This is a genomic window from Roseibium sp. (assembly GCF_965232425.1).
Lineage (GTDB): Bacteria > Pseudomonadota > Alphaproteobacteria > Rhizobiales > Stappiaceae > Roseibium.
Genome location: NZ_OZ246971.1, coordinates 6,036,491 through 6,062,803, shown reverse-complemented (window position 1 = coordinate 6,062,803; position 26,313 = coordinate 6,036,491). Strand labels below are relative to the sequence as shown.

General features: G+C 60.3%; 21 protein-coding genes. 9 read left to right on the top strand and 12 right to left on the bottom strand.

From position 1 onward, the window contains the following. Positions 1-89 precede the first annotated feature (89 nt). The 3 genes from mltG to gmk all read left to right on the top strand — a co-directional run bounded on the left by mltG (position 90) and on the right by gmk (position 2,882). On the top strand, positions 90-1,220 hold the full coding sequence (gene mltG / locus ACO08A_RS27660; protein WP_422039065.1) for an endolytic transglycosylase MltG: 1,131 nt from the start codon (positions 90-92) through the stop codon (positions 1,218-1,220). Positions 1,221-1,287: 67 nt separating this feature from the next. Beyond that, a complete protein-coding gene (locus ACO08A_RS27655) occupies positions 1,288-2,181 on the top strand; it encodes a YicC/YloC family endoribonuclease (RefSeq protein ID WP_422039064.1) in 894 nt (297 codons plus the stop codon). Between the two features lie 5 nt (positions 2,182-2,186). Next, positions 2,187-2,882, top strand: coding sequence for a guanylate kinase (gmk, locus tag ACO08A_RS27650; protein WP_422039063.1), 696 nt, complete (start codon positions 2,187-2,189; stop codon positions 2,880-2,882). A gap of 19 nt (positions 2,883-2,901) precedes the next feature. On the opposite strand, the gene rsmA is transcribed toward gmk, so the two are convergent. From rsmA to lptF, 6 genes are all read right to left on the bottom strand, one after another. Further along, complete coding sequence (gene rsmA, locus ACO08A_RS27645; protein ID WP_422039062.1) at positions 2,902-3,753, bottom strand: 16S rRNA (adenine(1518)-N(6)/adenine(1519)-N(6))-dimethyltransferase RsmA; 852 nt, start codon at positions 3,751-3,753, stop codon at positions 2,902-2,904. Between the two features lie 10 nt (positions 3,754-3,763). Next, a complete protein-coding gene (pdxA, locus tag ACO08A_RS27640; protein ID WP_422039060.1) occupies positions 3,764-4,783 on the bottom strand; it encodes a 4-hydroxythreonine-4-phosphate dehydrogenase PdxA in 1,020 nt (339 codons plus the stop codon). A gap of 6 nt (positions 4,784-4,789) precedes the next feature. Continuing rightward, complete coding sequence (locus tag ACO08A_RS27635; RefSeq protein ID WP_422039058.1) at positions 4,790-5,710, bottom strand: SurA N-terminal domain-containing protein; 921 nt, start codon at positions 5,708-5,710, stop codon at positions 4,790-4,792. Between the two features lie 209 nt (positions 5,711-5,919). After that, positions 5,920-8,289 (bottom strand): LPS-assembly protein LptD, encoded by a 2,370-nt coding sequence (locus ACO08A_RS27630; RefSeq protein WP_422039057.1) that lies wholly within the window; start codon positions 8,287-8,289, stop codon positions 5,920-5,922. Between the two features lie 5 nt (positions 8,290-8,294). After that, positions 8,295-9,389, bottom strand: coding sequence for an LPS export ABC transporter permease LptG (lptG, locus tag ACO08A_RS27625; protein WP_319387014.1), 1,095 nt, complete (start codon positions 9,387-9,389; stop codon positions 8,295-8,297). Next, the gene (gene lptF / locus ACO08A_RS27620) at positions 9,386-10,570 is read right to left on the bottom strand and encodes an LPS export ABC transporter permease LptF (protein ID WP_422039056.1); all 1,185 of its coding nucleotides are present in this window, start codon (positions 10,568-10,570) and stop codon (positions 9,386-9,388) included. Before lptF ends, lptG begins: the two co-directional genes overlap by 4 nt. 232 nt (positions 10,571-10,802) lie before the next feature. Here lptF and ACO08A_RS27615 point away from each other — a divergent pair, with 232 nt between their 5' ends. Both ACO08A_RS27615 and ACO08A_RS27610 read left to right on the top strand, forming a co-directional pair. Next, positions 10,803-12,302, top strand: coding sequence for a leucyl aminopeptidase (locus ACO08A_RS27615; protein ID WP_422039055.1), 1,500 nt, complete (start codon positions 10,803-10,805; stop codon positions 12,300-12,302). 453 nt (positions 12,303-12,755) lie between these two features. Continuing rightward, positions 12,756-13,208: a DNA polymerase III subunit chi gene (locus ACO08A_RS27610; RefSeq protein WP_422039054.1), complete on the top strand. Its 453-nt coding sequence runs from the start codon at positions 12,756-12,758 to the stop codon at positions 13,206-13,208. Between the two features lie 66 nt (positions 13,209-13,274). Here ACO08A_RS27610 and ACO08A_RS27605 read toward each other — a convergent pair whose 3' ends face one another. The 3 genes from ACO08A_RS27605 to ACO08A_RS27595 form a co-directional block, all read right to left on the bottom strand. Beyond that, a complete protein-coding gene (locus tag ACO08A_RS27605; protein ID WP_422039053.1) occupies positions 13,275-14,594 on the bottom strand; it encodes a hypothetical protein in 1,320 nt (439 codons plus the stop codon). A gap of 281 nt (positions 14,595-14,875) precedes the next feature. Then, positions 14,876-16,759, bottom strand: coding sequence for an ABC-F family ATP-binding cassette domain-containing protein (locus ACO08A_RS27600; RefSeq protein WP_422039052.1), 1,884 nt, complete (start codon positions 16,757-16,759; stop codon positions 14,876-14,878). A 100-nt stretch (positions 16,760-16,859) separates the two neighbouring features. Then, positions 16,860-17,933 carry an alpha/beta hydrolase family protein gene (locus ACO08A_RS27595; RefSeq protein ID WP_422039050.1) on the bottom strand — a complete coding sequence of 358 codons (1,074 nt, stop codon included), beginning with the start codon at positions 17,931-17,933 and terminating at the stop codon, positions 16,860-16,862. 144 nt (positions 17,934-18,077) lie between these two features. On the opposite strand from ACO08A_RS27595, the gene ACO08A_RS27590 reads away from it, so the two are divergent. Next, positions 18,078-19,115: a helix-turn-helix domain-containing protein gene (locus tag ACO08A_RS27590; RefSeq protein ID WP_422039048.1), complete on the top strand. Its 1,038-nt coding sequence runs from the start codon at positions 18,078-18,080 to the stop codon at positions 19,113-19,115. Here ACO08A_RS27590 and ACO08A_RS27585 read toward each other — a convergent pair. Further along, positions 19,085-19,939, bottom strand: coding sequence for a DUF4344 domain-containing metallopeptidase (locus ACO08A_RS27585; protein WP_422039047.1), 855 nt, complete (start codon positions 19,937-19,939; stop codon positions 19,085-19,087). The genes ACO08A_RS27590 and ACO08A_RS27585 overlap by 31 nt on opposite strands. Before the next feature lie 261 nt (positions 19,940-20,200). Between ACO08A_RS27585 and ndk the strand changes: the two genes are divergently transcribed. From ndk to ACO08A_RS27570, 3 genes are all read left to right on the top strand, one after another. Continuing rightward, positions 20,201-20,623, top strand: coding sequence for a nucleoside-diphosphate kinase (gene ndk, locus ACO08A_RS27580; protein WP_421982610.1), 423 nt, complete (start codon positions 20,201-20,203; stop codon positions 20,621-20,623). Between the two features lie 176 nt (positions 20,624-20,799). Continuing rightward, positions 20,800-21,897 carry a YHYH protein gene (locus ACO08A_RS27575; protein WP_422039046.1) on the top strand — a complete coding sequence of 366 codons (1,098 nt, stop codon included), beginning with the start codon at positions 20,800-20,802 and terminating at the stop codon, positions 21,895-21,897. Positions 21,898-22,010: 113 nt separating this feature from the next. After that, positions 22,011-24,110, top strand: a complete 2,100-nt coding sequence (locus ACO08A_RS27570; protein WP_422039045.1) for a molybdopterin-containing oxidoreductase family protein — start codon at positions 22,011-22,013, stop codon at positions 24,108-24,110. Between the two features lie 129 nt (positions 24,111-24,239). Here the strand turns inward: ACO08A_RS27570 and ACO08A_RS27565 are convergent, their stop codons facing one another. Further along, positions 24,240-24,647 (bottom strand): DUF983 domain-containing protein, encoded by a 408-nt coding sequence (locus ACO08A_RS27565; protein WP_422039044.1) that lies wholly within the window; start codon positions 24,645-24,647, stop codon positions 24,240-24,242. A 175-nt stretch (positions 24,648-24,822) separates the two neighbouring features. Continuing rightward, positions 24,823-26,217, bottom strand: coding sequence for a PLP-dependent aminotransferase family protein (locus tag ACO08A_RS27560; RefSeq protein ID WP_422039043.1), 1,395 nt, complete (start codon positions 26,215-26,217; stop codon positions 24,823-24,825). Between the last annotated feature and the right edge of the window lie 96 nt (positions 26,218-26,313).

Below are 26,313 nucleotides of genomic sequence, written 5' to 3'. Positions count from 1 at the left end.
ACAGCCCGGCTGGAGAAATTGAATGTGACGACTGGTCCGCTTGAGCCCAATTCAGTGCAAAGGGCTCAATCTTGGAGGTGTGACCCAATATGCGCATAAAGCCGAAAAGCCCCCGCGAAGCGTTGCAGCCAGAACCTGCACCGGCACCGCCCCAGCGTTCCAGGCATGTGCGCAATCCCCTGGTGATCCTGAGCAATCTCATCATCACGCTTGCGGTCTTCGGCCTTGCTGCCGTGGGTGGAGCACTTTACTTCGGCAAGACGAAATTCGAGCAACCCGGCCCTCTGGCCGAGGACGCCACCGTCGTGATCGCTTCGGGATCGGGTCTTTCCGGCATCACCAACAGGCTCGCCGGAAGCGGTGTCATCGGCGACAGCGTCTTTGACGAGTGGGTCTTCAATCTCGGGATCAGGTTCTACAAGAACGCAACGGACCTGAAGGCGGGCGAATACGCCTTCGCGCCCGGCGTGTCGATGCACGAGATCATGACCGATCTGGTAGAGGGCAACGCCGTGACGCATTCCGTCACGATCCCCGAAGGTTGGACGACCGCACAGATTTTGGAACGTGTGCGTGAGCACCCGATCCTCGTCGGCGAAATAACGGAGGTCCCGGCGGAAGGGGACCTGCTGCCACAGACCTACACCTTCGCGCGCGGCACGACGCGGCAGGAGGTTCTTAGCCAGATGAAAGAGGCCCAGGAGCGGCTTCTTGCTGAAATCTGGGAACGGCGCACGGACGATCTGCCGGTTGCCACCCCCGAGGAACTCGTGGTTCTCGCATCGATCGTGGAGAAGGAAACCGCGCTTGCCGATGAACGCCCCAGGGTTGCCGGTGTGTTCGTCAATCGTCTGAACAAGAGCATGCGCCTGCAATCCGATCCGACGATCCTGTACGGACTTTACGGCGGCGAGGCCTGGCTGAAAGACCGCTCAGCCATCAAGCAGTCCGAGATCAACGCCCAGAACCAGTATAATACCTACCAGATCGACGGGCTCCCGCCCGGTCCGATCGGCAATCCGGGCAGGGCGGCGATGGAAGCCGTGGCGAACCCGTCCCGGACCCAGGATCTGTTCTTTGTTGCCGACGGCACGGGTGGCCATGTGTTCGCCGAAACCTATGAGCAGCATCAGGAAAACGTTCGCAAGTGGCGGCAGATAGAACGGCAGCGCCGCCAGGCCGAGCAACAGCAGAACACGGAACCTGCAACGTCCAACTAGGCGGATCGGCACGCAGGATCCGAGAGCGGCAGGGCAGAGTGTCCTGTCTCAAGTCCGGAGGGGGCAAATGGCGTTAGCCAGCATGACGGGGTTTGCACGTTCGGTTGGGGAATCCGGGGTGGTCCGCTGGACCTGGGAGCTCAGGTCGGTGAACGGAAAGTCCCTGGATCTGCGGATTCGCATTCCGGCCGGGCTGGAAGCCCTGGAACCTCAGATCCGCGAACGTTGCAGCAAGGTGCTGAGGCGCGGCAACGTCTCGATCGGCCTTGCCATGCACCGCGACCAGTCGGAACAGCTCCTCCAGGTGAATGAAAGCGCGCTGGAAGCTGTCCTGTCGACCATCGACCTTCTGAAGGACCGGGTTCCGGATCTCGCGCCACCCTCGCTCGACGGGATCCTGTCTCAGAAAGGCGTCTTCGAACTGAAGGAGCCGGAAGACGACGAGGAAACGCAGGCAGCATTGCACAGGGCTCTGCTGACGACGCTCGACGCCGCGTTGATCGATCTCGTCGACATGCGTCACACGGAGGGACAGGCCATCAGCGATGTCGTCCGCGCGCAGTTCGACAGGATATCGCAGCTCACCCAGGCGGCCGAAGATCTTCCGGCAAGGCATCCGGACGCGATCAAGGAGCGGCTCCGCAAACAGGTCGCAGACCTGATGGAGGCGTCCGACGGCCAGTTCGACCCGCAGCGCCTGCACCAGGAAGCCGTGTTTCTCGCGACCAAGGCGGATATCCGGGAAGAACTCGACCGGCTGCACGCCCATGTATCGGCGGCGCGGGACCTGATGGGAACGGGAGGCGCCGTCGGGCGGCGGCTTGACTTCCTGGCGCAGGAATTCAATCGGGAAGCCAATACACTGTGCTCGAAGTCCAATGATGTGGATCTGACGGCAATTGGGCTGGACCTCAAGGCCGTCATCGATCAGATGCGTGAGCAGATACAGAACCTGGAGTGACACCCATGACCGCGACACCTGCAGGAACCACTGTCAGCGCAGAGCAGGCGGAACAGCAGCGCCGGGGGCTGATGCTGGTGCTGTCATCTCCCTCAGGGGCGGGCAAGTCCACGATCGCCCGATTGCTGCTCGACAAGGAAGACAATCTGGAACTGTCCATTTCCGTCACGACGCGCCCGCGCCGATCCAGCGAGGTGGACGGGGTTCACTATCATTTCCTTGACGCGAAGCGCTTCGAGCAGATGCGTGCGCATGACGAGCTTCTGGAATGGGCGGAAGTTCACGGCAACTATTACGCAACACCGCGCGGCCCGGTGGAGGATGCCATCGAGAGCGGCCGCGATATCCTCTTTGACATCGACATCCAGGGCACGTTTCAGCTCTACGAAAAGATGCGTTCGGACGTGGTTTCGGTGTTCATTTTGCCGCCATCCATCGCCGAGATGAAATCGCGATTGTTCCGGCGGGCCGAGGATGCCGACGAGATCATCGCAAAGCGGATGAAGACGGCCGTTGGTGAAATGCGCCACTGGTCCGAATACGACTACGTAGTTGTCAATGATGACCTGGAACGCGCTTACGAAAATGTCCGTGCCATTTTGAGGGCGGAACGATTGAAGCAGTTCCGTTCGCCGAAGATCGGCCCTCTCATCCAGGGCATGGTCGATGACCTGGAAACGGAGCTCGGCGACAAGAGCTGAAACCCAGGCCGTTGACCCGTTACGCCGCGGGCGACAGGGGAAACGTGTTCGCCAGACGGACAAAACCTTCAATATCGATTTCCTCCGCGCGCGCCGTCGGCTTGATGCCGGCTGTCTCGATCAGGCGTTCCGCATCCCGTGACAGCGGCTTGAGGCTGGCGCGCAGCATCTTGCGGCGCTGGCCGAAGGCCGCGGCGGTGATCTTCTCCAGGGACTTCAGGTCGCAGGGCAGGGGATCCGCCCTTGGTGTCAGGTGAACGACAGCCGAGGTCACCTTGGGCGGCGGTGTGAAGGCTTTCGGGCTGATATCGAAGAGTATACCGCTATGACACCGCCAGCCGGCGAGCACACCAAGGCGTCCAAAGGCCTTCGTCCCGGGTTCCGCAGTAATGCGCTCGGCGACTTCCTTCTGGAACATCAGTGTCAGGGAGGACCAGAACGGCGGCCATTGCGGTGTCGTGATCCAATTCAGAAGCAGCTGTGTCCCGACATTGTAGGGCAGGTTGGCGACGATCCTGACAACGCCGCCCCCGGTCAGCGACACCGGGTCCAGTTGCAGCGCATCGCCTTCGATCACCTCAAGGCGGTCCGGGTAGTGGCTGGCGATATCCGCCAGCGCAGGCAGGCACCTAGCGTCCTTCTCGATTGCGACGACCTTGCGCGCGCCGGCGGCAAGCAGCGCCCGGGTGAGCCCGCCAGGACCCGGCCCGATTTCCAGCACTGTCGCTTCTGCAAGATCTCCGGCCGAACGGGCGATGCGCGATGTGAGGTTGAGATCGAGCAGAAAGTTCTGGCCAAGCGATTTCTTGGCGTTCAATCCGTGTGCTGCGATCACGTCGCGCAGCGGGGGCAGGTCGTCAATCTGGGCCATGCGGGGTCAACTACAGCAAGTCGGGGTTTGACAGGGCGCTCGCCATGCGCAGGGCAGCGGCGAAACTATCGATACGCGCGGTTCCGCTGCCGGCGATGGAATAGGCGGTCCCGTGGTCGGGCGACGTCCTGACGAAGGGCAGTCCGAGCGTGACGTTCACGCTGTCATCGAAGCCGAGGGTCTTGGCGGGGATCAGAACCTGGTCGTGATACATGCCGAGCACGCAATCATGCTGTGTCCGCGCCGCGGCGTGGAACAGCGTGTCGGCGGGGTGCGGTCCTGTTGCGTGTATGCCCATCTCCTTCAGCTGCTCGACGGCCGGTTTGACGATGTCCTCGTCCTCTTTTCCCATCGAGCCGTTTTCACCAGCATGCGGGTTGAGACCGCAAATCGCGAGCCTCGGGTTCTGACACCCGAAACGGGTCTGGAGATCCTTTGCCGCGATGAGCGCCGTGTCGACGATGAGCTGCCGATTCAGCGCGTCGGGAACCTCCCGTATCGCGATATGAATGGTAACGGGCACGACCATCAGCTCGGGACCCGCGATCATCATGACCGGTTTTGCCTCCGTGCCCGGCCAGTGCTGCTGCGAAAGGGCGCCCAGAAACTCCGTGTGACCGGGAAATGCAAAGCCGGTCTTGTAGAGAGCTGCCTTGTTGATCGGATTGGTGACGAGTGCCGATGCACGTCCGGTGCTGATGTCTTCGACGCAGCCTGCAATGGCCTCAACGACCGAGGAGGCAGCCGTGTCCTGCTCTTCGCCGGGTGTATCGACCAGCGAAGCCCCGGTTTGGACCACGGGCAATCCCTTGTTAAAGGCCTTCGGTGCGTCTTCCGGTGTGCAGGAAATCACCCTGGCTTTCAGGCCAATTCTTTTCGCGCGCGCGCCAAGAAGAGCCGCGTCCCCCCGAACGTAAAAGCAGGGGAGCTTGATGGCTTTCCGGTTCCACCAGGCAAGCAGGGAGAGTTCCGGACCAATCCCGGCTGGCTCCCCCATGCTGACCGCGATCGGCGATTGCTTGGGGCTCATCTGGGCTCAGCGGTAGATGATCGTCGCGCGGCGGCGCACATCCATCAGGTATTTGCGTGACTGGCTTTCGCCTTCCTTGGCGCGCAGCTCGTTCTCGAGCTCGGCTCGGGCACCGATGTCGGACGCAATTTCCCGTTTGCCGCATACCGCAATCATCTCGTATCCGACCGGCGTTGTGGACGGCTTTGTCAGGCTGCCAGGGGTAAGCGCGTTGATTTCATCGCGCATGTTGGGCGGCAGCTCGGTTTCCAGGCGCCGCCCGATCGGTTGCACCACGACCTCGCTGTACTGGCCGAGGACGCTGCCGGCATCGTCACAGCCGTTGAATGCCGACCGGATCTTGTTGCTTTCCTGCTTGCGCTTTGACTTGAAGCCGCCTGACGAGTTCTTCGGCACGACCACGATCACGCGTTTGAGGTCGTATTCAATGGACTTCTGCCTGTCGGCTTCATCTTTCTTCTGCAGCGCGGCGATGATATCTGACTCATCCACCTCGATCTGACCGCGGAACCTGCGCTGGAGCAGCTGGTTCCAGGCGAGCTGCGCTTTCAGTCTCGATTTGAGCGTCGCCGGCTGCACGCCACCGCTGCGCAGCGCCTTGGAAAGCTGGGATGGCGACATCTTCACGTTGCGGGCGATATTGTTGTAGGCGTTGTCGATCTGCGTCTGGCCGATATCGATGCCCATTCTGTCCGCTTCGGCGAGTTTTACCTGATCGTCGATAAGCTCCTGCTGCGCCTGACGTTTTGCGACAGACGACGACTTGCGCTGCGTCAGGGTGATCAGGCGCGCACGCTGGCTTATGTCGTAGTCCGTGATCGGCACGTCATTCACGATCACCTTGATGGCCGCATGGGCCGGGGTGATTGCCGGCGTCATCAGTGCCAGGACAAGGCTCAGGAAAACAGGGGCAAAACGCAGTCGCATTGGTCAACCTTCTGTGTTGGCCCGCAGCCAAACCGAAGCTAGTGTTATTGTGGCTTGCTTTCTCGCATATAAGCGGCGCGATTTCAAAATAATACCTGCATGATGCCTGATATCATGGCAGCAAAATGTCTCGCCAAATCTTATGCGGACATAATGTCGTGAACGGCGCTGGTTTACGTTACTCGGAACCGGTTCGTTGACAGGATGATTTAGTTTAGCGCGCCGCTGGAAACCTGGGTATTGCCGATCGTTCTCAGGCCGATCCGGAAATAGAGCGTGCGGTTGACCGAGTCACCGTCGTTCCGGCTACGGTCCTCCGCGTAAGACATTGAGAAAGAGAAGCCTTCGTCGTCGTAACCGATCCCGACACCATCCTGAACGATATTCGAGTTCTCGATATCGTAGCGCATCGAGCCGAACACCCTCCAGTTTTCCTGAAGACGCAGGCTTGCCGAACCCAGGATTTCTTCGCGCGGGGTGTCGATGCCGACATCCGGCTGTTCACCCAGGAACGCATAGGCGAGGGACGAGACCACCGGACCGTAGATCGCGCTTGCCTGGGCCTGTAGCCGGTTGACGGAGAAATCGTCCTTGTCGAAACGCGCCTGCGCACCGAGTTTGACGCCGTACTGCGTGTCCAGGTACAGGCTGCCGACATAGTCCGACAGGGTCGTGGCCAGGCCGGAATCCTCGGTGGCCCCGAGAATGTCCGGCGTCGCATAGGAGTTGTCGCCGGCCAGCTGATAGGAACGGCCGAACAGGCCGCTCAGGTAATAGCCGCTGTTGAGCTGCAGCTTGTAATTCAGGCCGACATTGAGACGGGTGCCGCCTTCTGCACGGTCGAAACCGGAAAACTTGTCGTAGTCGAACAGCGTCGTGGTGTCGAACACGATGCTCTGTGCATCGTCATTCGGCAATTCGCCGATCCGTTGTTCATTGGGGCGCGCGACAATCTGGGCGATCGGTTCGAAAACCTGGTTGCCACCATCGAACGCGGCGATGATCGGATACCGGTACTCAAGCCCGATGGCCGGCATCGCGCGGCCCACGAAACTCTCTCCGGCCAAGGCGGTGACATCGGAATCGGGCGAGGCGAGGAAGAACAGGTCGCCGCGCATATAGGCAAACGGCGTGAAGGACTGGCCGAGCGGGTCGATGAATGTCCGCCGCCAGTCTCCCTGCAGCGAGAGGCGCGAAAAGGTGCCGTCCACGCCGCGGAACCTGGCCGTCGTGCCGCCATCGATGGAAAATGCGTCGGTTTCGTCGCGGGTCAGAGAGGTGAAATTCGCGGCAAGGGACAGTTCACCGGCAAGGATCGGGTCGGCGAAAACGTAGTCGTAGTCGATGACCGGAAGGACGAGAGGCTGCTTGTCCTGAAGCGAACTGCCGACAGGCGAGAAGCCGTCCGCATCGAAGTCACTGTCCTCGTAGTCTTCCTGGGAAATCTGGAAGGCGTAGGCCCTGACCGACAGCAGGTTGCGGTCGTTTCTGCCTTCAAGATAAATCTCCGAAGGATCGCCGCCACCAAAGCTCGCCATGGAGTAGTCCTTGAAGAACTGCCGGTCGCTCTTGTAGGTCACGTTCCAGCCGAGGGTCCAGTCCCTGCTCAGGTCGAACACGGCGGTCGAGTTGACCGCACCGCGCCAGCGTTCGTCCGCCCTGGATGTTGAAAACTCGCCCGGCTGCGCCTGGAACAGGCCGGCGGCCGAGAAACTGACCTGGCCGTGCTCGAACCTGTGCCGGTACTGAACGTCTCCGAACAGTCCCTGTTTGGTCAGCGGCGTCAGCGTGGTCGTCAGGTCGTAATGCGGATTGAGCGCCCAGTAGTAGGGAACCGTGACGCCATATCCGAGTTTGTCATTCACGACACCGCTCGGGATCAGGAAGCCCGACTTGCGCTTGATGGTCGGGTCCGGCATCGACAGATACGGCAGCCAGGCAATCGGCTTGCCATAGACCTCGAACGCCGCATTCTCGAAACGGATGATCTTTTCCTGCTGCTTGTGAATGATCTTTTCCGCCCGCACGCGCCAGAGCGGAGGCTTGTCCGGCGGGTTGGTCGGCTTGGTGTAGACCGTGTAGACACCGTTCTCGATCGTGGTGACATTGTTTCCCTCACGGCGCGCCTTCTCGGCAAGAAAACGCGTGCGCTTGGTCGTATCGATCTGGAGGGCGTTGGCGAACCCGTCGGCGAAGTCCTCCGACAGCGTCAACTCGGATGTGCGCACCACGTTTCCGTCCGCTTCAATGAAGATGACGTTGCCGCGCGCCGTCAGCTGGCCCGACTTGCGATCGAAGACGATTTGATGCGCCTGAACGGTGTTGCCGTCGTAATAGACCTGAACGTCGCCGGTCGCGACAATCACGTCATTGTCGAAATCGTAGGTGATTTCGCTTGATTCCAGCAGCATTTCCTCGTTCGGGTCGACATCACCCGTCAGGCTGCTGGTCAGATCCTGTGCCTTCGCGCCGGTCGCCGGATGCAGGAAACCGGCCGTGATGGCAAGACAACTTGCTGCCGCGAGGAGGCTGCCTCGTTTGGCCCACATCTCAAGAGTCAGGAAAAGCGGCAAAGACATCGGTCTCACCCGTCCTCCTGATGCAAGAGAATTGTCAAACCCATAAGAACTCCAAATACTCCGGGCGCCCAGGCAGCCACCAAAGGGGGGACAATACCGGCTCCCCCGAAATCCTTCGCCAGCTCGGTGAGAACGTAAAGCACGAACCCGGACAGGATTCCACCCAGAATCATGGTCCCCAACCCACCAAACCGCGATACTTTAAGGGAAACTGCCGCCGCAATCAAAATCATGGCGACCAAAAGAAGCGGCCGCGCGAGCAGTGTCTGGTATTGCAAATTGTACCGGTATGCCGGCAATCCGGCATTTCTGGCCAGTTCGATGAAGCGGGGCAGGTTCCAGAAGGAAATCGATTCCGGCGAACCGATGCTCTCGCGCACCTCTGTTGCGGTCAGGAACGTGCTGACCTGATACCGGCCATAAGGCTGTGGATCTTGTTCCGTCGTGTAGACGATCGCGTCGCTCAGGTACCAGATTTCATCGCCGAGGCGCGCCTCATCGGCCTCGATGCGCTCGCGGAACGTGCCGTCCTTGTCGAAGGTGAAAACCGTGACGCCCAGGAGTTTGGTACCGCCGTCCAGCAACTGCTTCGCCAGAAGCACGGATTCGCCATCCAGGCCATCCTGCCGGACCCAGACTTCGTTGCTGTTTTGAAGCAGAAATGTCTGGTCTGCGCCGAAGAGGCCGGCCGCGACTTCGTCGGATTTCTGCTGGAACCAGACCGCTGCCGGATTGTAGATCGTGACGGACATGATCCCGAGAATGATCCCGACCACGATGGCGGGCATCGAAAACTGCCAGACCGATATGCCGGAGGCGCGCGTCACCACCAGCTCCAGGGCGCGGCTGAGCGTGACAAATGCGGCAATCGACCCGAACAGCACCGTGAATGGGATGACCTGCTCCAGCAGCAGGGGGACGCGCAACAGCGAGATCAGCGAGACCCTGAGAACCGAAAAGCCCTCGCGGTCACCGCCCCTGCGGACCAGCTCAAGCACGTCGAACAGGAAAATCAGCACCGCTGCGAACACGAACAGACCGAGGATCGCCTTGAGAAAGCGATTGGAGAAATAGATCGCGAGCGTCCGGCCGAGGATCATGAAGCGCCTCCGGCCTGCTTGTTGTTGAGCCGGTTGCTGATCGCTTCAAGCCGGTCCTGAAACGATTGATGCAGGGTGCGCAGCCAGCGAGGCTGGGTTCGGCGCTCGTTGAAGATGGAGACCAGCGCCAGGGCAGAGCCGGCGATGGGAACGATGTAGAGCAGGCTGAGCAGCACGTTCGACACCCCGGCAATGGCAGTCACGCCGAATCCGGATGTCCGCAAGATGACGCAGCAGGCAATGGCGCCGACAATCGCCGTTCCCCTGCCTTGCCGGGTTGTCCTGGCTTTTCCGAGAAAGGCGAAGACGATCAGTCCGAAGGCGATTGCGTAGAGCGGCTGGCTGAACCGTTCGTGCAGCTCTTTCGCCAGCTTGTCCGCATTGTTCAGCGCGTAGGCATCGTTCCGGCCGGGCGCCAGCAGGTTCGCAGTGGTCCGTTCACTCGCCTTGAATACCGGTTCTCCCGCTTCCGGGATCAGGTTCGACAGATCGAAGGCGTAGGACTGGAAGCGGACAATGGAAATATCACCTTCCTGCTTCGGGCGGCGCTGGATCGTGCCGTTCTGCATGACGAGCAGTGTCCGGTCCGCTGCTTCGACGATGTTGCCGGTGTCGGCCTGGTAAGTGAACGCGGTTTCCCCGTCGCGCGTATCGTGGAGCAGAAGGCCGTCAAGGGTGCCGTTTCCGGACCGGTTCCGGATATGAAACGTCAGACCGCTTTCCACCGTTATGAACTTGCCGGGCTTGACGATATTCGCCACGAGATCTGCTCTGACGCGGGTGATCTCGGTTCGCAGCTGCGCGAGCCCGCCCGGGGCCACGTAGAGCGACAGGCCGGCGATCAGAAGCATGACGGCGACCGAAAAGATCATGACCGGCTTGAGGACAAGAAATCTGGAGCCGCCGCTGGCATCGATGACGATCAGTTCGCTGTCGCCGGACAGCGCGTTCAGGACAAGGATCAGGGCGAGCATGAGCGCGAAAGGGGCGACGATCATGATCAGGAAGGGAAGGGCCAGCATCGTGATGCCGACAAACTGGACGATCGTCTGTCCCTTGGACGTCACCAGATCAAGCTGACGGAGTGCCTGGGTGGCCCAGACCACGCCGGTCATGGCTGCAATCGTGAGCGTGAATGCATACAACGTCCGCCGGATAATGTAGCGTTCGAGCGTCTTCATGTCTGACCGGACGGGCCCTTCGCAAATACCAGTAAAAATCCCCAGCCATCGAATAGCACGTAATGTGGTGAACGCCGCATAAATAAGAATGGTTAATTTGCATTAATTTTGTTCGCTGTTGCCGAAAAGTCGTTAAAACCCCATGATTTGCGTTAAACAGGTCACAGTCGCAATCCGGGCAGACGTGACCTGGAATTGCAAAGACAACCGAAAGCCGAACAAGGACCGACGCATGACCAAGCTAGCAAAGATCTCTTTTTCCAAGGCAGACGCTCCCGGGAAGGGGGTTGCCGTCGTTTTTGCCACCGAGGAGCTTGGCGTCGGGAGCATCGCGCAGGAAGTTACCTCCGGGCTGCAGGGCGGTCTTGAGAGGGCGGCGGGGATCGCCGGCTTTTCCGGCAAGAAGAAGACAACGCTCGACCTTGTGGCACCGGCCGGCCTGACACTCGACCGGCTGATCTTGTTCGGTGTCGGCAAGGCCGAAGACCTCTCACCGGGCGACTGGCGGGCGTTTGGCGGTGTTGTTCTGGCAGCGCTGCAAAAGGCCAAGGCCGATGCGGCCGAAATCCTGTTCGACGTACCCGGCGGAGTGGAGCTGTCCGCGTCGGAAATTGCCGAGTTTGCGATGGGGGCAAAGCTCCGCGCCTACACGTTCGATGCCTACAAGTCGAAGAAGAAGGGTGCTGAGCCGGAGAAGGATCTGAAGCTCACCTTGAAGGTTCCGGACACGAAAACGGCACGCAAGAGCTGGAACGCCGCAAATGCCATAGCCGACGGTGTCATCCTGGCCCGTGACCTCGTGAACGAACCGGCAAACATGCTCGGTCCCGTCGAGTTCGCAAAAAAGGCCGCCGAACTTGAGAAACTTGGTGTCGAGGTGGAGATCCTCGGCGAAAAGGAAATGAAGAAGCTCAAGATGGCAGCGCTGCTTGGTGTGGCACAAGGCTCTGTCCGCCCACCGCGCCTGGCGGTGATGCGCTGGAATGGCGGCAAGAAAGGCGTTGCCCCGGTCGCCTTCGTCGGCAAAGGCGTCGTCTTCGATACCGGCGGCATCTCCATCAAGCCGTCGGGTGGCATGGAGGACATGAAGGGGGACATGGGCGGCGCTGCCGCGGTCACCGGTGTCATGCATGCGCTTGCCGCCAGAAAGGCGAAAGCCAATGTCATCGGTGTCATTGGTCTGGTTGAAAACATGCCGGACGGCAATGCGCAGCGTCCCGGCGACATCGTCACCGCCATGTCCGGCACGACGATCGAGATCCTGAACACGGACGCCGAAGGGCGTCTCGTGCTGGCCGATGCCCTCTGGTACACGCAGCAGAAATACAAGCCGGCGATCATGATCGACCTCGCGACCTTGACGGGCGCAGTCCTAGTGGCCCTGGGCAATCTGAATGCGGGACTGTTCTCCAACGATGACGATCTGGCAGAGAAGCTGCTGTCATCGGCCGGAGCAAGCGGCGAACCGCTCTGGCGTCTGCCTTTGTCGAAGGAATACGACAAGATCATCGACACTCCGAATGCGGACGTGAAGAACACCGGCGGACGCTGGGCCGGGTCGGTGACGGCGGCGCAGTTCCTGCAGCGCTTTGTCAACGATGTGCCGTGGGCGCATCTCGATGTGGCCGGCACCGCATTCGGCGCGCCGAAGGACGACATCAGTCAGGGCTGGGCATCCGGTTACGGCGTGCGTCTTCTCAACCAGCTTGTTGCAGACCACTACGAAAGCTGACGGGGCACGCCTTGGCACTTACGAAAAAACCCGCCGAAACGGCGGGTTTTTTAATTTGATTTCTTGTACGCTCAGCAGGTCTTGTAGGCCTGACAGGCGGTGGCCGGTTCGACGAGCATTCCCATTCCAAGTGTTGCCCCTGCAACGACAGCCACCAACGCACAAAACACAAAAACGCGTGCAATCATTCACAAAATCCCCTCTTTGGCCGGTTCGGAACCACCGGACACCGGCCACCCAGCATTGATCCTTTGGATCGCTCCCGGAAACGAACACTAGTCAATCGACATTTGCGAAGGGTTAATGATACGAGTCATGCGGCCTGTCCACGTCGCATGCGCGGTAAAGCGAATTTGAGTGTCCGGCTGTTGCAGCCGCGCATCAGTTTCGCTGGCATGGCTTGATATCCTGTGCATAAGCACGAGGTGACGGGAAACGGTCAGGAGTGGTGCAGTGAGCGTTGAAGTGATGTTTTATCATCTGATGCACAAGCCGCTCGAGGCCGCCTTGCCGCAACTTCTTCTGAAGTGCCTCGAACGGGACTGGAAGGTGGTCGTGCAAACCGGCAGCGAAGAGCGCTGCAACGCGCTGGACTCCCACTTGTGGACGTTTTCCGATGACAGTTTCCTTCCGCATGGCACCAAGACCGACGGCTATGCGGAGCATCAGCCGATCTATCTCACGGCCGATCAGGACAATCCGAACGAGGCGGACGTCCGTTTTCTCGTGGACCGGGCGGAACCGCCGGCGCTCGGGGACTACAAGCGTGCGATCTACATGTTCGACGGCAACGATGAAGCCGCTCTCGCAGAGGCGCGCATGCGCTGGAAGGAAGCCAAATCGGAAGGGTTTGACATCGCGTACTGGCAGCAGACGTCATCGGGTGGCTGGGAGAAAAAGGCCTGATCAACGAGGTGGCAGAGCAGTGTCATGCCCTGCCACCCTGGTGAATGTCGGAAAGGGATATCCGGTTCAGTTGACCCGGTTGAACCGTAGATCGTCTTCGGTCGGTTCGGTGCCCGCGGGGAGCGCAGCTGTCTGATCCGGATCGTCGATCGGGGTATCAGTCGTTTCCGGTTCTTCCGTCGTGTTGCGGATTTCTTCGGTCTTGCCCTCCAGAATATCCCGGGCCCATTCGACCATCTCATCGTCGACGGCGTCTGCGCGATTGTCATTGATCATTTCGGAAAGCGCATCTCTCAGCGCTTCGTCCGAAACGCTATCTTGGAGATCGGCAACATTGGCCTCCGCGTCAGCGAAGTCGTTCTCGGCATCCTGCAGGTCGGCGAATGTCGGGCTGTCGACAACTTCATTCAGGGCATCGATTTGCGACTGCAGCGCTTCAATCTGATCAGCTACGGGAACGGCATCGTCCGGAAGGTCGGCGTCGTCGACGGCTTCGAGCTCGGAGATCTGCGTTTCAAGCTCGGAGATCTGCCTGGCCACCTCGTCGGCAATCTCCTGTGTTGAAAGGCCGGAAATATCGAAATCTTCCGGCAGGCCTGTCTCGTCGATCGCATCGAGCAGAGACTTGCGCGCTGCGTCCAGATCCTCGGCAAGCATGTCCAGAGCTTCCGATGCCTTCTGGAACTCTATGGACGCGCCGACAAACGCCACCACGGACGCAAGATGCGGATCCTTGGAGTTGATATAGGCGTTGTAGTTCCGCTTGAGCGAATTAAGCCGGCCGAGCCGTGCATTCAGGTTTTTTTCCTTGAAGCGAGGGCTCGCGACGGGTGTCGCAGAAACACTGGCAAGGCTTTTGCGTTCGGCCTTCGGCAAACGGTGGCTAGCGGCCTTGGCGCTGCCACGGGACGCGTTCCATCGTTTGCTTGTCTTTTTCCGCCCGTTCGCTCCGTCACCGAAAACATTGCTCAGGAGACCGTTCAGACCCTTGCCGTTGCTCTTCTTTTTGCTGGCCGCCTTGTTCCCGTTTCCGCGGGAAAGCAGGCCAAATCCGGTGTTGCCCTTTGCTTTGGATGCGGAATTGCCACCTCGGTTGGAAGATCCGGCCACGCCATTTCCACCTCCGTTGCCGTTTCCGCCACCATTGGCGTTTCCGTTCCCGCCGCCATTTCCGTTCCCGCCACCATTCCCGTTGCCGTTGCCGTTGCCATTCCCGTTGCTGTTCCCGTTCTTGGCAAACGCTTTCGTGCCGGCGTCAGCGAAAACTGGCAGGTCGGAAGCGACGGCAGGGGCAAGCAGGAACGCACAGGCGACCGCCAGTTTGAGCGACGTGTTGAAGACGGGCATGACGTGCGCCTTTCTGGAGAGGTATTTGAATCCGGGCATGCGAAAGCTCTGGTCCTCTCGCTGCGTCAATTTTTATCTTCAGTTCCAATTCCGAACGAAATGTGAGCACGTCGAATAAAAATTTAGGAAAATGGAGGAGGCTGTTTTTACGTCTGCGATTCCAGTTGTTTAGCGGGCAAATTTTTTTGTCATCGTCAGCAATTGCTGATTGAAATCAAGATCTTCACTTTATTTCAGGTTTTATCGAAGTTCAAAAGCCATCGGTCTTGCGGAACGGAGAGGCCGCGCCGGGGCGCCATTTGACCGAAGCCGTGCGGGGTCTATCCGGCCTCTTCGAACTCGGCGGAAAGCTCGAGCCATTCCTCTTCCGTCTTGACCAGTTTTTTCTCGCAATAGGCGCGTTCCTTGGCGAACTTCGTGGCGCGGTCAGGCTCCCGCTGGAAAAACTCCGGATCCGCCAGGGCATCGTCCAGCTTGCCGATTTTCTCCTGCAGGCGCGCCATTTCCTTCTCGGCCGCGTCGATTTTCTGCTTCAGCGGTTTCAGAAGACTGCGTCGTTGGGCAGCTTCACGCCGCTTGTCCTGCGCAGAGGCCCTTTCGGCTTCCTCTTCGGCACGTGCCCTGGCTTTTTGTGCCGCTTCCGGACCCTGCAGGATCAGCCGGCGGTAGTCCTCCATATCCCCGTCAAAGGGAGCGACCTTGCCGTCGGCAACGAGCCACAGCCGGTCGGCGCATGCTTCGACCAGATGCCTGTCGTGACTGATGAGAATGACGGCGCCCCTATAATCGTTCAAAGCCATCACAAGGGCCTCGCGGCTGTCGATGTCGAGATGGTTGGTCGGCTCGTCGAGAATCAGCAGATGCGGGCCGTCGAATGTTGCAAGACCGAGCAGCAACCGGGCTTTCTCCCCCCCGGAAAGATCCTTCGCGGGGGTGTCCATGCGGTCGGTCGGCAGACCGAAGCGGGCAACCCGGGCGCGGACCTTGGCTTCGGGAGCATCCGTCATCAGCGATCTGACATGCGCGACGGCGCTTTCGGCAGGGCGCAGTTCATCGAGCTGATGCTGGGCGAAGAAAGCGATCTTGAGTTTGGTTGCCTTGGTGATGTCTCCGTCCATGGCAGCGAGCCGTCCGGAAATCAGTTTTGCGAATGTCGACTTGCCGTTGCCGTTCGCACCGAGAAGGGCAATGCGGTCGTCCGTGTCGATATTCAATGTCAGCCTGGAGAGGATCCGGGTGTCGCCGTAGCCGGTCGAGACGCCTTCCAGCTTCATGATCGGCGGGGCGAGCTGCCCGCCAGGGTCGGGAATCTGGATCGGTTTGCCGCTTTCTTCGGTCAGCGCCGTGATCGGCTGCAGCTTCTCCAGCATTTTCAGGCGCGACTGCGCCTGCCGCGCCTTGCTCGCCTTGTAGCGGAACCGGTCAACGAACGCCTGCATGTGCTTGCGCTGTGCGTCCTGTTTCTCCTTCGCCTTTTCCGCCAGCACCATGGCTTCGCGCCGCTGTCGGTCGAAACTGTCGTAGCCGCCGGAATAGTAGGTCAGTTTTCCGCGTTCCAGATGGACAATGCTGTCCACGGCCTTGTTCAGGAGATCGCGGTCGTGCGAAATCAGGAGGACCTGATGCGGATAACGCGCAACGTAGTTCTCCAGCCAGAGCGTGCCTTCAAGGTCCAGGTAGTTGGTCGGCTCATCGAGAAGCAGCAGGTCGGGCTCCGAGAACAGAACCGCGGCAAGCGCGACCCGCATGCGCCAGCCACCGGAAAAGGAAGAGCAGGGGCGTTGCTGGGCGTCGGCATCGAAACCCAGTCCTGCGAGGATGGAACCGGCGCGCGCCTCGGCGGTGTGGGCGCTGATGTCCGCCAGCCTTGTGTGGATGTCCGCGATCCGGTTCGGGTCGGTTTCCGTCTCCGCATCGGCGAGCAACCGGCTGCGTTCCTTGTCCGCCGCCAGAACCACTTCCATGAGCGTGTCCTCGGTGCCCGGTGCTTCCTGGGCAACCTGGCCAATACGGGCGCGCTTCGGGATCTGTACCGAACCGGTCTCGACGGATAGGTCGCCGGTAATGATCTTGAACAGGGTCGATTTGCCGGCACCGTTCCGGCCGACAAGGCCGGTCTTGGATTTGCCGGGCAGGCTGACGCTGGCCTTGTCGATCAAAAGGCGGTCCGCGATCCGGTAGGTAAGGTCTGATATCTGCAGCATGGCCGGATGTTTGGCGGAGCATTGCACCTTATGCAAGCGGAAACCGAGCACGACAATGTGGACAATGCGGCGCAGCCGGGCCGCATTGTCACGGCAGGGATCATTCGCTGTCGAAAAAAACGATCAGTTCTCTGACGATACGCTCGTGCTGCGCCTGCCTGTCGGAGCTGCCCTTGATACAGACAATCTCATCGCCCGGTTCGTGTATCTTCAGGATTTCATGGCCTTCCGGCTTGCACACACCCATAAAGTCGAAATGCCCCGCATCGGCGAGTTCGACATGCCGTGTCGTGTCACGAGGTAGGAGAGAAGCAAGCATGCGGGATTCGACATCCTGGTCGAGCATGTCCGCTCGTCCGGATCCGAGAACCAGGACGGGTGTTTCCACAAGTCCCAGGCTGCGGCGCGACAGGACCGGTGTGCCGCCGAGATCCATGCTGACAATCTTTCGCACGCGCGCGTCCTTGCGCGAAAGCTGCATTTCTTTGCGGTCCGCGTCCGTCTCCGCGACCGACCAGCCCTTCAGAACGGAACACACGACGTTTGTTTCATCTTCTGCACACAGGTTTTCGTAAAGACCGGCATCGAACCGTGCACCCGCCAGAAGCATGACGGTGAAGCCGCCCAGGGAGTGGCCTGCCGCATAAATCCTGCCCGTGTCGACACGATCCGCCAACGGGCTTTTTTCGAGGAGAAACGTGATCAGGCGCGACATGTCCATTGGCCGCTCCCACAATGCGCGTGCCTGATCTGCATCGCGCAGAAAGGTACTCGTTCCGGGATGATTGATCATGGCCACGATAAATCCACGTCGTGCAAGCGCAGATGCCAGCCAAGCCTGATTGAGCGTGTTTCCGTACATTCCGTGGGAAACCACGAGCAGCGGGAATGGGCCTTCGGCGGCGGCTCCGTTTGGATCTGCCGGTGCCATCTGCCAGACTTTACTCTTGTCTGCCCGCTCGAACTTTTCAGGCGTTGACGTTGGGTACCAGACGTTGCCGGCGAGCGGGCGGTCAGCGTGCGCATCGGTCACGGTGATTTCCGCGACACCCGGTCCGTAGGGGAGTGCGGACGAAGCAAACGCCGCGGGCAGATCGGCAACAGAAAGCAGGCTAAAGAGCAGGACGAATATGCTTGGGAACGCGTTTGCCGCAAATGGAGTTGAAGTGGGCATGGGTCAAAGACCTCCGGTTCGGGTTGGCTTGCTCTCAAAATGTGTTTGCATCGAAGGTGTTGACAATCGTCGGGACCGCGCTGTCCTGTCCTTAATCGTGATAAAGGACAGGTCGGACAGAGTGTCTTTTCGACGGGCGACGACATGATAAGCATCCCGGTTTCCTTTTTGCTCGCTGCGGTCTTTCTGGCGCTGGGACTGTCGGTTCTTTTCGGGCGTGGTTTGTCGCGTCTTTCCAGGACGGCCTTCGGCGTCTTCTTTGCTCTGCTCTGTGTCGAGGCGGGATTGGTGGGACTGCGCTTTGCCTATGGCATCAACGATTTCGTCGCGCTGCAGCGAAGCTTGCCGGTCTGGATTGCGCCATCCCTCTACATGGGATTTGCAACGCTTGGATCCCGTGAAAACAGCATGCCGCAGTCAGCCATCCGCCATGGAGTTGTTGCCGCGCTTCTGACGCTTGCCATGCTGTTCCCGATCCCCGTTCCCGGCTACGTGGACGGTCTCATTGCGCTGAGCTTCCTCGTATACGGTGTCCTGCTGGTGCGGCTCTGGGCAGGAGGGCCGGACCGTTTGGCTCTGGCGCCGACCGGACAGGCACGTTTCCTTCACCGGCTTCTGGCAATTGCGATAGCGATCGTGTTCGCAACGATTGCGACCGACCTCTGGATCGCGCTGCTCTTCACCATGCAGATGCCGGAATCCGCGTCTCTCGTGATCTCTTATGCGAGCCTTGCCTTCATCGTGACCGCGCTCGCGATTGCCGTCTTTGCCGCGCGTCAGCGCGTACCGCGCCGCAAGACCGAAAAGAAAACGCCGCCGGATGCGGATAACAAGGCGCTCGTGGAAAAAGCCAGACGCATCCTGATCGAACAAAATCTCTACAAGGACCCGGCGATGACGCTTACGCGGTTCGCGCGGCGCACCGGTGTGCCCGATCGAGACCTATCGATCGCGATCAACGATGTTGCCGGCGTCAATGTCAGCCAGTTCGTCAATGAGGTTCGGCTCGAAGAGGCGGCCAGGCTGTTGACCGATACCGAAGAACCGGTCACCCGGATACATGAGGAGGTCGGGTTCCTGACCCGGTCCAACTTCTACCGCGAGTTCCGGCGCCGGTTCGGCGATGCGCCGGGCGCTTTCCGCAAGAAGGCTCAGCCGTCGTCCGAGATCAGTGCGAGATAAAGCTCGGCAAAACCACCCAGCAGTTCATGGCAGATGATGACTTCCCGCGTGTCTGCATCCCAGAACGCGTTGTCTTCGCCGCAGGCCGCGGCCCGGAAAGTGACGTTTTCGGGAAGGTCGTAGAACGTGTCGAGTTCTTCGGCGATCGTTTCCAGGATTTTCGCTTCCTTCAGAAACGCGCCGAGGAAGGCGAGTTCCGCGGGTGCGTCTTCGTGTATGACCCTAATCCTGCCCGCCGCCGTGTCTTCCTGCCGCAAATAGGGATCGGTCACGTATTCCCAGGAATCTGCAGCCTGTTCATAGTCCACAGCACAGCTGTCAATCCGGTCCTCGGGAAGGTCGAGGTCTTCGGCCAGATCCAGGAAAGCGTCCGCGTCGGCGCCCACCATCAGGCAGAGCATTCGGTAGCCGCGCTGCTGATCCAGATCGTGCTCGCCATAAAAGACCAGGGCGTCGTAGTCCTCTTCGGACATCAGAAACCAGCCGGTCATTGCGTGCAGGAGGTAGACGTCCATATCGTCCGTGTCCGCGGCCAGCATGGAGACCGTTGCAAGATTGTCGACGGCGTCTTCCTCTTGCGCGAGAACCGGCAGTTCCAGTTCCGACACGAGCATGTGGCCGGCTTCGTGATAGGTCACGAACACCGTGTTGCCGGCGACAAAATCCAGGAACTCGGCTTGTTCGTCCTCCGAAAGAGCCCGAAAGCTGGATTCCAGACCTTCAAAGGAAGAGGCAGCCTCGGCCGATGCTGCTGCCGGATGAAACGCAAGTGGCGTTGCAAGGGCCCAGAACGTTGCGAAGCAAAAAGCCTGAAGAATTTTCACGAGCAGTGTCCCACCGTTTCAAGTTTCTTGGAATTTCCAGGCCGCAGCGAAAACGATCCGCAAGCAGCTTTCTGCAGACTATGCGCACCGTCCGGGCAATTCCAGCAGCATGGCAAGGTGCAGCCACGTTGCGAACACTGCGAAAATGTCATGCTTCAGCCCCTTGCGGCCCGGGCACAGCGCCGCTATTAAGGCCGCGAAATTTCTGAAATTCCGGACCGGCGCTGCGTCGGCTCCCTTCGAAACGAGAAAGACGAAACCATGGCGATTGAACGCACGTTTTCCATGATCAAGCCGGACGCGACCAAGCGCAACCTGACCGGTGCCATCACCGCGAAGCTTGAAGAAGCAGGACTGCGCGTTGTCGCATCCCGGCGCGTGTGGATGTCCCTGCGCGAAGCTGAAGCATTCTATGCGGTCCACAAGGAACGTCCGTTCTTTGGCGAATTGACGGAATTCATGTCCTCCGGACCGACGGTCGTCCAGGTGCTGGAAGGTGAAAACGCCATCGCCAAGAACCGCGAAGTGATGGGTGCGACCAACCCGGCGGAAGCCGCTGAGGGAACGATCCGCAAGGAATTCGCCCTGTCGATCGGTGAAAACTCCGTTCATGGGTCCGACGCTCCGGAAACAGCGGCGGTCGAGATTGCGTTCTGGTTCTCTGGAACCGAGCTGGTCGGCTGAACCGGCACAGCGCAGTCTGCTGAATTCGAAAGCCGGTCCGGTCGGGCCGGCTTTTGCAGTTTTGAAATGATCTCCGGATACATCCCGTTACACATTCATACCAAAAGGCGACAGCACGCCTTGGTTGACTCGGCCATACTGCCCGAGTCGGGGCATTGAATCTGGAGACAGAAAGCATGCGTTTAAGTCTTGCGCTTGCAAGCGCGCTGATAGCTTCACAGGCGGCTGCACACGAAAGTGCTGCACCGATCGGCGGAGAAGAACCGGTTGAACACATCCACCTGAGCGATGAGATCTGGGACCTTTTCCTGCCTCAGGCGGAGGCAAGTGCCGACATTACGGTTCAGGGAAACACCAGACGCATTCACGCCAACGGATACCCCAACAAGCCACCCGGGAAGTTCCCAAACCGAAACAATCCCCACGCCATTTCGAAGAAGAACTACAATCTCAAGGTGCCACTCGATCCGCGCAGAAATTCCCGGCCGCGCGATGCGCAGGGAGCTGTATTCGGCATCGCCGTCAACGGGGTCGTCATGGACCCGGGGACAGCGGAATTCTGGCGGAACGACCGGCGTTCGGGTTGGAACTACGAAGCGCTGGGCGGAGCCTGCAAGCTCGGTCTCGACAAGTACAATGCCCATGTCCAGCCGAATGGGACCTACCACTATCACGGCATTCCGACCGGCGTCGTCTCTGCAAGCGGCGGGCGGTCGGTTCCCGCGTTGATCGGCTATGCCGCCGATGGCTTTCCGATCTATGGCCAGCACGGCTATGCAGATCCCGCGGGGAAGTCGCCGATGAAGAAGCTCAAGAGCAGCTATCGGATCAAGAACGGCAACAGGCCGGACGGTCCGGGCGGGCGCTACAACGGCAAGTTCACGCAGGACTGGGCCTTCGTGGAAGGGGCGGGCGACCTTGACCGGTGCAATGGCCGTTTTGCCGCGACACCCGAATATCCGGACGGGACCTATCATTATGTCCTGACCGATACGTTTCCGTTCATTCCCAGATGCTGGATGGGCACGCCCGATCAGAGTTTCACCCGGCTCAAGGGGCGCGGGCAGCGCCGCGGCGACCTGCTGCCGGAAGGAGACGTACCGGAGCACGATTTCACTGCGATCAGCGATCTCGATGCCGCGCCGGTGATACAGGTCCAGGGCGGTCCGCCACCGCGGATGCGCCCCGGCGGGCCACCGCCGCAGCGTGGCCAGCGCGGTCCGCGCCAGCAGCGTGGCGGCCCCGGAGGACGGGCTCCCTGCAGCGGTAGCTGAAGCCATTGGTGGCACCGGATTGAGTGGGGAGGCGCTTGACGGCGCCTCCTTTGCTATTCATTAGGTCAGGACAGGTCTGCCTGTCAGCTCGTGCAACACCGGATGGATACGCCATGAACCAGTCACCGCCGAAAAGTACCTTTTCAACGTGTCCGCACGATTGCCCTTCGGCCTGTGCGGTGGAGGTTCACTTCTATCCGCATGGCGACGTAAGGCGGCTGAACGGAGCCAAGGAAAACACCTACACAGCCGGTGTTGTCTGCGCCAAGGTCGCCCGCTATCCGGAACGGCTTTACCACCCCGAACGCTTGACCAGCCCGATGCGCCGCGTCGGTGCGAAAGGCGACGGGCGGTTTGAAGAGATCTCCTGGGAGGACGCGCTCGACCTGATCGCACAAAAGTTCCTCGCCGCCGAGGCGGAATTCGGTGCCGAGAGCGTCTGGCCCTACTATTACGCCGGGACGATGGGACAGGTGCAGCGCGACAGCATCCATCGCCTGCGCCACGCAAAGGGCTATTCGCGCCAGTTCGACAGTTTTTGCACGAACATGGCCTGGACCGGCTACATTGCCGGAACCGGCCGGCTGGCGGGCCCCGATCCGCGCGAAATGGCGCTATCGGATCAGATCGTCATCTGGGGGACCAACCCCGTGTCGACACAGGTCAACGTGATGACCCATGCCGTCGCCGCGCGCAAGAAACGCGGTGCCCGCATCATTGTCGTCGATGTCTACGAGACGGACACCATGAAACAGGCCGACATCGGCCTCGTCCTGAAGCCTGGCACGGATGCGGCGCTCGCCTGCGCGATCATGCATGTGCTCTTCCGCGACGGCCATGCGGATCGCGACTACCTCAACGCTTATACGGACTGTCCGGATGAATTCGAAGCCCATCTTCAGACGCGGACGCCGGAATGGGCCGCCTCGATCACGGGTCTGGATGCTGCCCGGATCGAGGCGGTCGCCACCCTGATCGGTGAGACCAAAAAGACCTTTTTCCGGCTGGGATACGGCTTCACGCGGCAGCGCAACGGTGCCGTTGCCATGCACGCTGCCGCTTCCATCGCCTGTGTCACCGGCAGCTGGCAGTATGAGGGCGGCGGGGCCTTTCACAACAATGGTGCCATTTACCGGCTCGACAAGGAAATGATCGAGGCAACCTCGCTCAAGGATACGAAGGTACGCGCGCTGGACCAGAGCCTGATCGGCCGGGTCCTGACAGGCGACGAGGACGCCCTGCTGGGAGGACCTCCGGTCAAGGCCATCTTGATCCAGAACACCAATCCCGTATCTGTCGCGCCGGAACAGGAGCGCGTCAAGCAGGGCTTTGCGCGTGAAGATCTCTTCACCGTTGTTCACGAGCAGTTCCTGACCGAAACCGCGAAGATGGCCGATGTCGTCTTGCCTGCGACCCAGTTTCTGGAACACGACGATATCTACAAGGGCGGCGGCCACCAGTACCTTTCACTCGGTCCGAAGGCTGTTGAACCGCCCGAAGGTCCCAAAGAGAACATCTTTGTTATCAACGAGATCGCCAGGCGCGTTGACTCAAAATCTCATCCGGGATTCGACATGAGTGCGCGCGAGCATATCGACTGGATGCTTCGGGAATCCGGCTACGGCAGCCTGGAGGACCTCGAGGCCGAGAAATGGCGCGACCTGCAGCCGGACTTCGAGACGTCGCACTTTCTGAACGGCTTTGGCCACGCGGACGGAAAATTCCGCTTCCGGCCCGACTGGGCGAACACCGCCGCGCCCAACAAGCCCGATGGCGAGACTGTGTTCGGGCCGTTCGCCGACATGCCCGAGTTCCCGGATCAGTGGGATGTCATCGAGCTCGCGGATCGCGAACACCCGTTCCGCCTGGCGACGTCGCCGGCGCGTTCCTTTCTCAATTCCACGTTCAACGAGACGCAGACCTCGCTCAAGAAAGAGGGCAGGCCCGAAGTCTGGATCAGGCCGGACGATGCGGCCAGTTTTGGCATTGCCGACGGCGCAAAGGTGCAACTGGGCAATGCGCGCGGCGTTGTCACGCTCCATGCCCGGCACGTTGAAACGGTGGCTCCCGGGACGTTGATCTCGGAGGGTATCTGGCCGAATGCGGCATTCGAGGATGGCAGGGGCATCAACACGCTGACCGGCGCCGATCCCGTTGCCCCTTATGGCGGCGCGGCGTTTCATGACACGGCAGTCTGGATCAGGCGGTGTTAGGGTACGAACTCATAAATGAGGCCGTGCTCTGGCGCTTTCCTTGAGATGAAACACCTAAAAATAAGCAGCGCATTCCGGCGGAATGCGCTGCCTTTCCAGTCGTGAACACAGGTTTGGGGCTCCCGGACGTCACGGCTGGGGTTGCGGGGCATCATCGTCCGACGTCACCAGCCGGCCTTCCTCTGCCTTGTAGAAGTACTGGCTCGAGACCAGCCATCCCTTCAGGGGCCGCAGCATCGGGATACAGGTGAGCAGGATCAGCGGCAGGGTCGTGACCAGGTGCACCCAGTAAGGGGCGGTGAACGCGATTTCCAGCCAGATGGCAAAGGCGACTGCCGGCACGCAGCCGAAACAGATGACGAAAAACGCAGGACCGTCGGCGGGGTCGGCGAAGCTGTAGTCAAGACCGCAATGGCTGCAACCGCGCTTCAGCTTGAGGAAACCGTCGAATACCTTGCCTTCACCGCAACGCGGACAGCGGCCCTTGATGCCGGTCTGGATCGGTGAAAGCTTCGGCCAACTCTGCTTCGTGTTCATTTGCCTTCCAGTCTTGTGAAACTCCGCAAGCGCATTGACTGCGTTTCGCGAGATGCCATCATTTGAAATTTGACTGTAATTGTATGCAGTCAAAATATGGAATTGATGCGCAATGTCAAGGAAGGCATGTGCGGCAAATTGGCCGGGTCGACTGAATGGATCGGGGCGTTCGCGGTCAGAAATAGACGGATGCTTGTGCTGGTGACGCGCCGAGTGTCTGGGAAAGGGTTTCGAGCGCATTCCCGAGCTGCTTCCGGTCCGCAGGGCCGCCGAGCCCAACGCGGATGCGCTCCGACGGCACTCCGGACACGGTGAAGGCATCGGACTCGGTGACGCCGATCGGCAAGTTGCGCAACTGGCTAACGAGGGCCGGCCGGGTCCAGCCGTTGGAGAGCTTGAGCCAGAGGTGAAACCCTTCGGGATCGGACAGGTAGTCCTGACCATGCATGTGCGTTGCCGCGAGCTTCTGCCGTGCCGCGCTCTCGGAGCGAATGTGATCCAGAAGCTGCAAGGCGGTGCCATCCTCGATCCAGCGGGTTGCAAGGGCTGTCGTCACGGGGGAGGGCATGACCTGGGTTGTTCTCAATGCGCGGGTGAATTGCCAGCGCGCTCCGGGGTTCGGCGCAAGCACATAGGCAAGCCGCAAGCCGGAGCCGAGGCATTTTGACAAGGAACCGATGTACCAGGTCGTTGCTGGCGCAATGGCGGCAAACGGCAGGGGCGCCTTGCGGCAAAGCTGACCATAGGCATCGTCCTCCAGGATCGGCACACCAACCTGTTCCGCCAATGCGGCGAGTTCCTTTCTGCGGGCATAGGGAATTGTTTTTGTTGTCGGGTTCTGCAGCGTCGGATTGAGGTAGAGCGCCTTGAGGCGGCCCGACCCGGCAACGCTCCGCAAGCTGTCCGGCAGCACGCCGGCATCATCCGTCTTCAGCCCGACCAGCTCCAGCCCCAGCTGGGCCGCGAGCGAGCGTATGCCTGGATAGGTGACGTCCTCGCAGGCGACCTGGTCTCCCGGTTCGGTGGTGGCGGTCAAAATGGTGCTCATTGCCGACTGGGCGCCGGATGCGAACAGGATCTGCGAAGGCACGGGAGAAAGCCCGACCCCTTCGAGCCAGCGCGCCGCGGCCAATTGATCCTGTTCCCAGTTTTCGGGGTTCTGATAGCGAAGCAGTTCCATGAGATCGCCGGAGAGCGCGCCGTATCCCGACCGCATTCTGTCGACTAGCGCGCGATCTTGCGGCTCGGGCGGAAGGTTCATCGAAAAGTCGGGCGGGCAGACCCTGACGGCCCCGCCCTGTGCGCCGTCTGCTGTTCGCGCGCCGTTCGGGTTGGTGACGAATGTGCCGCTGCCGACCTGGGACGACAGCAGTCCGCGCCGCCGTGCCTCCGCATATCCGCGCGCGACCGTGGTGAAATCGAGACCGAGCGCCCTGGCCAGTTGACGCTGCGCGGGGAGCCTGTCTCCCGGCGAGAGCCTGCCGCTCGAAAGGTCGGCGGCAATGCTGTCTGCGATGGCAATGTAGCGCGGGGCATCGCTGCCCTGCAGGTCGGGACGCCAGTCGGTCATAGGGTTGTCGTCTTTCGGAAAATTGACTGCAAATGACTGTATATCGCAAGTGAATTGATATGTCACTAATGGAAACGGGTAACTCGATTGCGGTCA

Excerpts from the sequence above, each read along its gene's own strand:
- ACO08A_RS27595 (WP_422039050.1), bottom strand. The coding sequence starts at position 17,933 with ATGCCCACTTCAACTCCATTTGCGGCAAACGCGTTCCCAAGCATATTC.
- lptF (WP_422039056.1), bottom strand. The coding sequence starts at position 10,570 with ATGAAGACGCTCGAACGCTACATTATCCGGCGGACGTTGTATGCATTC.
- lptG (WP_319387014.1), bottom strand. The coding sequence starts at position 9,389 with ATGATCCTCGGCCGGACGCTCGCGATCTATTTCTCCAATCGCTTTCTC.
- gmk (WP_422039063.1), top strand. The coding sequence starts at position 2,187 with ATGACCGCGACACCTGCAGGAACCACTGTCAGCGCAGAGCAGGCGGAA.
- ndk (WP_421982610.1), top strand. The coding sequence starts at position 20,201 with ATGGCGATTGAACGCACGTTTTCCATGATCAAGCCGGACGCGACCAAG.
- ACO08A_RS27590 (WP_422039048.1), top strand. The coding sequence starts at position 18,078 with ATGATAAGCATCCCGGTTTCCTTTTTGCTCGCTGCGGTCTTTCTGGCG.
- ACO08A_RS27615 (WP_422039055.1), top strand. The coding sequence starts at position 10,803 with ATGACCAAGCTAGCAAAGATCTCTTTTTCCAAGGCAGACGCTCCCGGG.
- mltG (WP_422039065.1), top strand. The coding sequence starts at position 90 with ATGCGCATAAAGCCGAAAAGCCCCCGCGAAGCGTTGCAGCCAGAACCT.
- ACO08A_RS27570 (WP_422039045.1), top strand. The coding sequence starts at position 22,011 with ATGAACCAGTCACCGCCGAAAAGTACCTTTTCAACGTGTCCGCACGAT.
- pdxA (WP_422039060.1), bottom strand. The coding sequence starts at position 4,783 with ATGAGCCCCAAGCAATCGCCGATCGCGGTCAGCATGGGGGAGCCAGCC.
- ACO08A_RS27635 (WP_422039058.1), bottom strand. The coding sequence starts at position 5,710 with ATGCGACTGCGTTTTGCCCCTGTTTTCCTGAGCCTTGTCCTGGCACTG.
- ACO08A_RS27605 (WP_422039053.1), bottom strand. The coding sequence starts at position 14,594 with ATGCCCGGATTCAAATACCTCTCCAGAAAGGCGCACGTCATGCCCGTC.
- ACO08A_RS27575 (WP_422039046.1), top strand. The coding sequence starts at position 20,800 with ATGCGTTTAAGTCTTGCGCTTGCAAGCGCGCTGATAGCTTCACAGGCG.
- ACO08A_RS27600 (WP_422039052.1), bottom strand. The coding sequence starts at position 16,759 with ATGCTGCAGATATCAGACCTTACCTACCGGATCGCGGACCGCCTTTTG.
- rsmA (WP_422039062.1), bottom strand. The coding sequence starts at position 3,753 with ATGGCCCAGATTGACGACCTGCCCCCGCTGCGCGACGTGATCGCAGCA.
- ACO08A_RS27630 (WP_422039057.1), bottom strand. The coding sequence starts at position 8,289 with ATGTCTTTGCCGCTTTTCCTGACTCTTGAGATGTGGGCCAAACGAGGC.
- ACO08A_RS27565 (WP_422039044.1), bottom strand. The coding sequence starts at position 24,647 with ATGAACACGAAGCAGAGTTGGCCGAAGCTTTCACCGATCCAGACCGGC.
- ACO08A_RS27655 (WP_422039064.1), top strand. The coding sequence starts at position 1,288 with ATGGCGTTAGCCAGCATGACGGGGTTTGCACGTTCGGTTGGGGAATCC.
- ACO08A_RS27560 (WP_422039043.1), bottom strand. The coding sequence starts at position 26,217 with ATGACCGACTGGCGTCCCGACCTGCAGGGCAGCGATGCCCCGCGCTAC.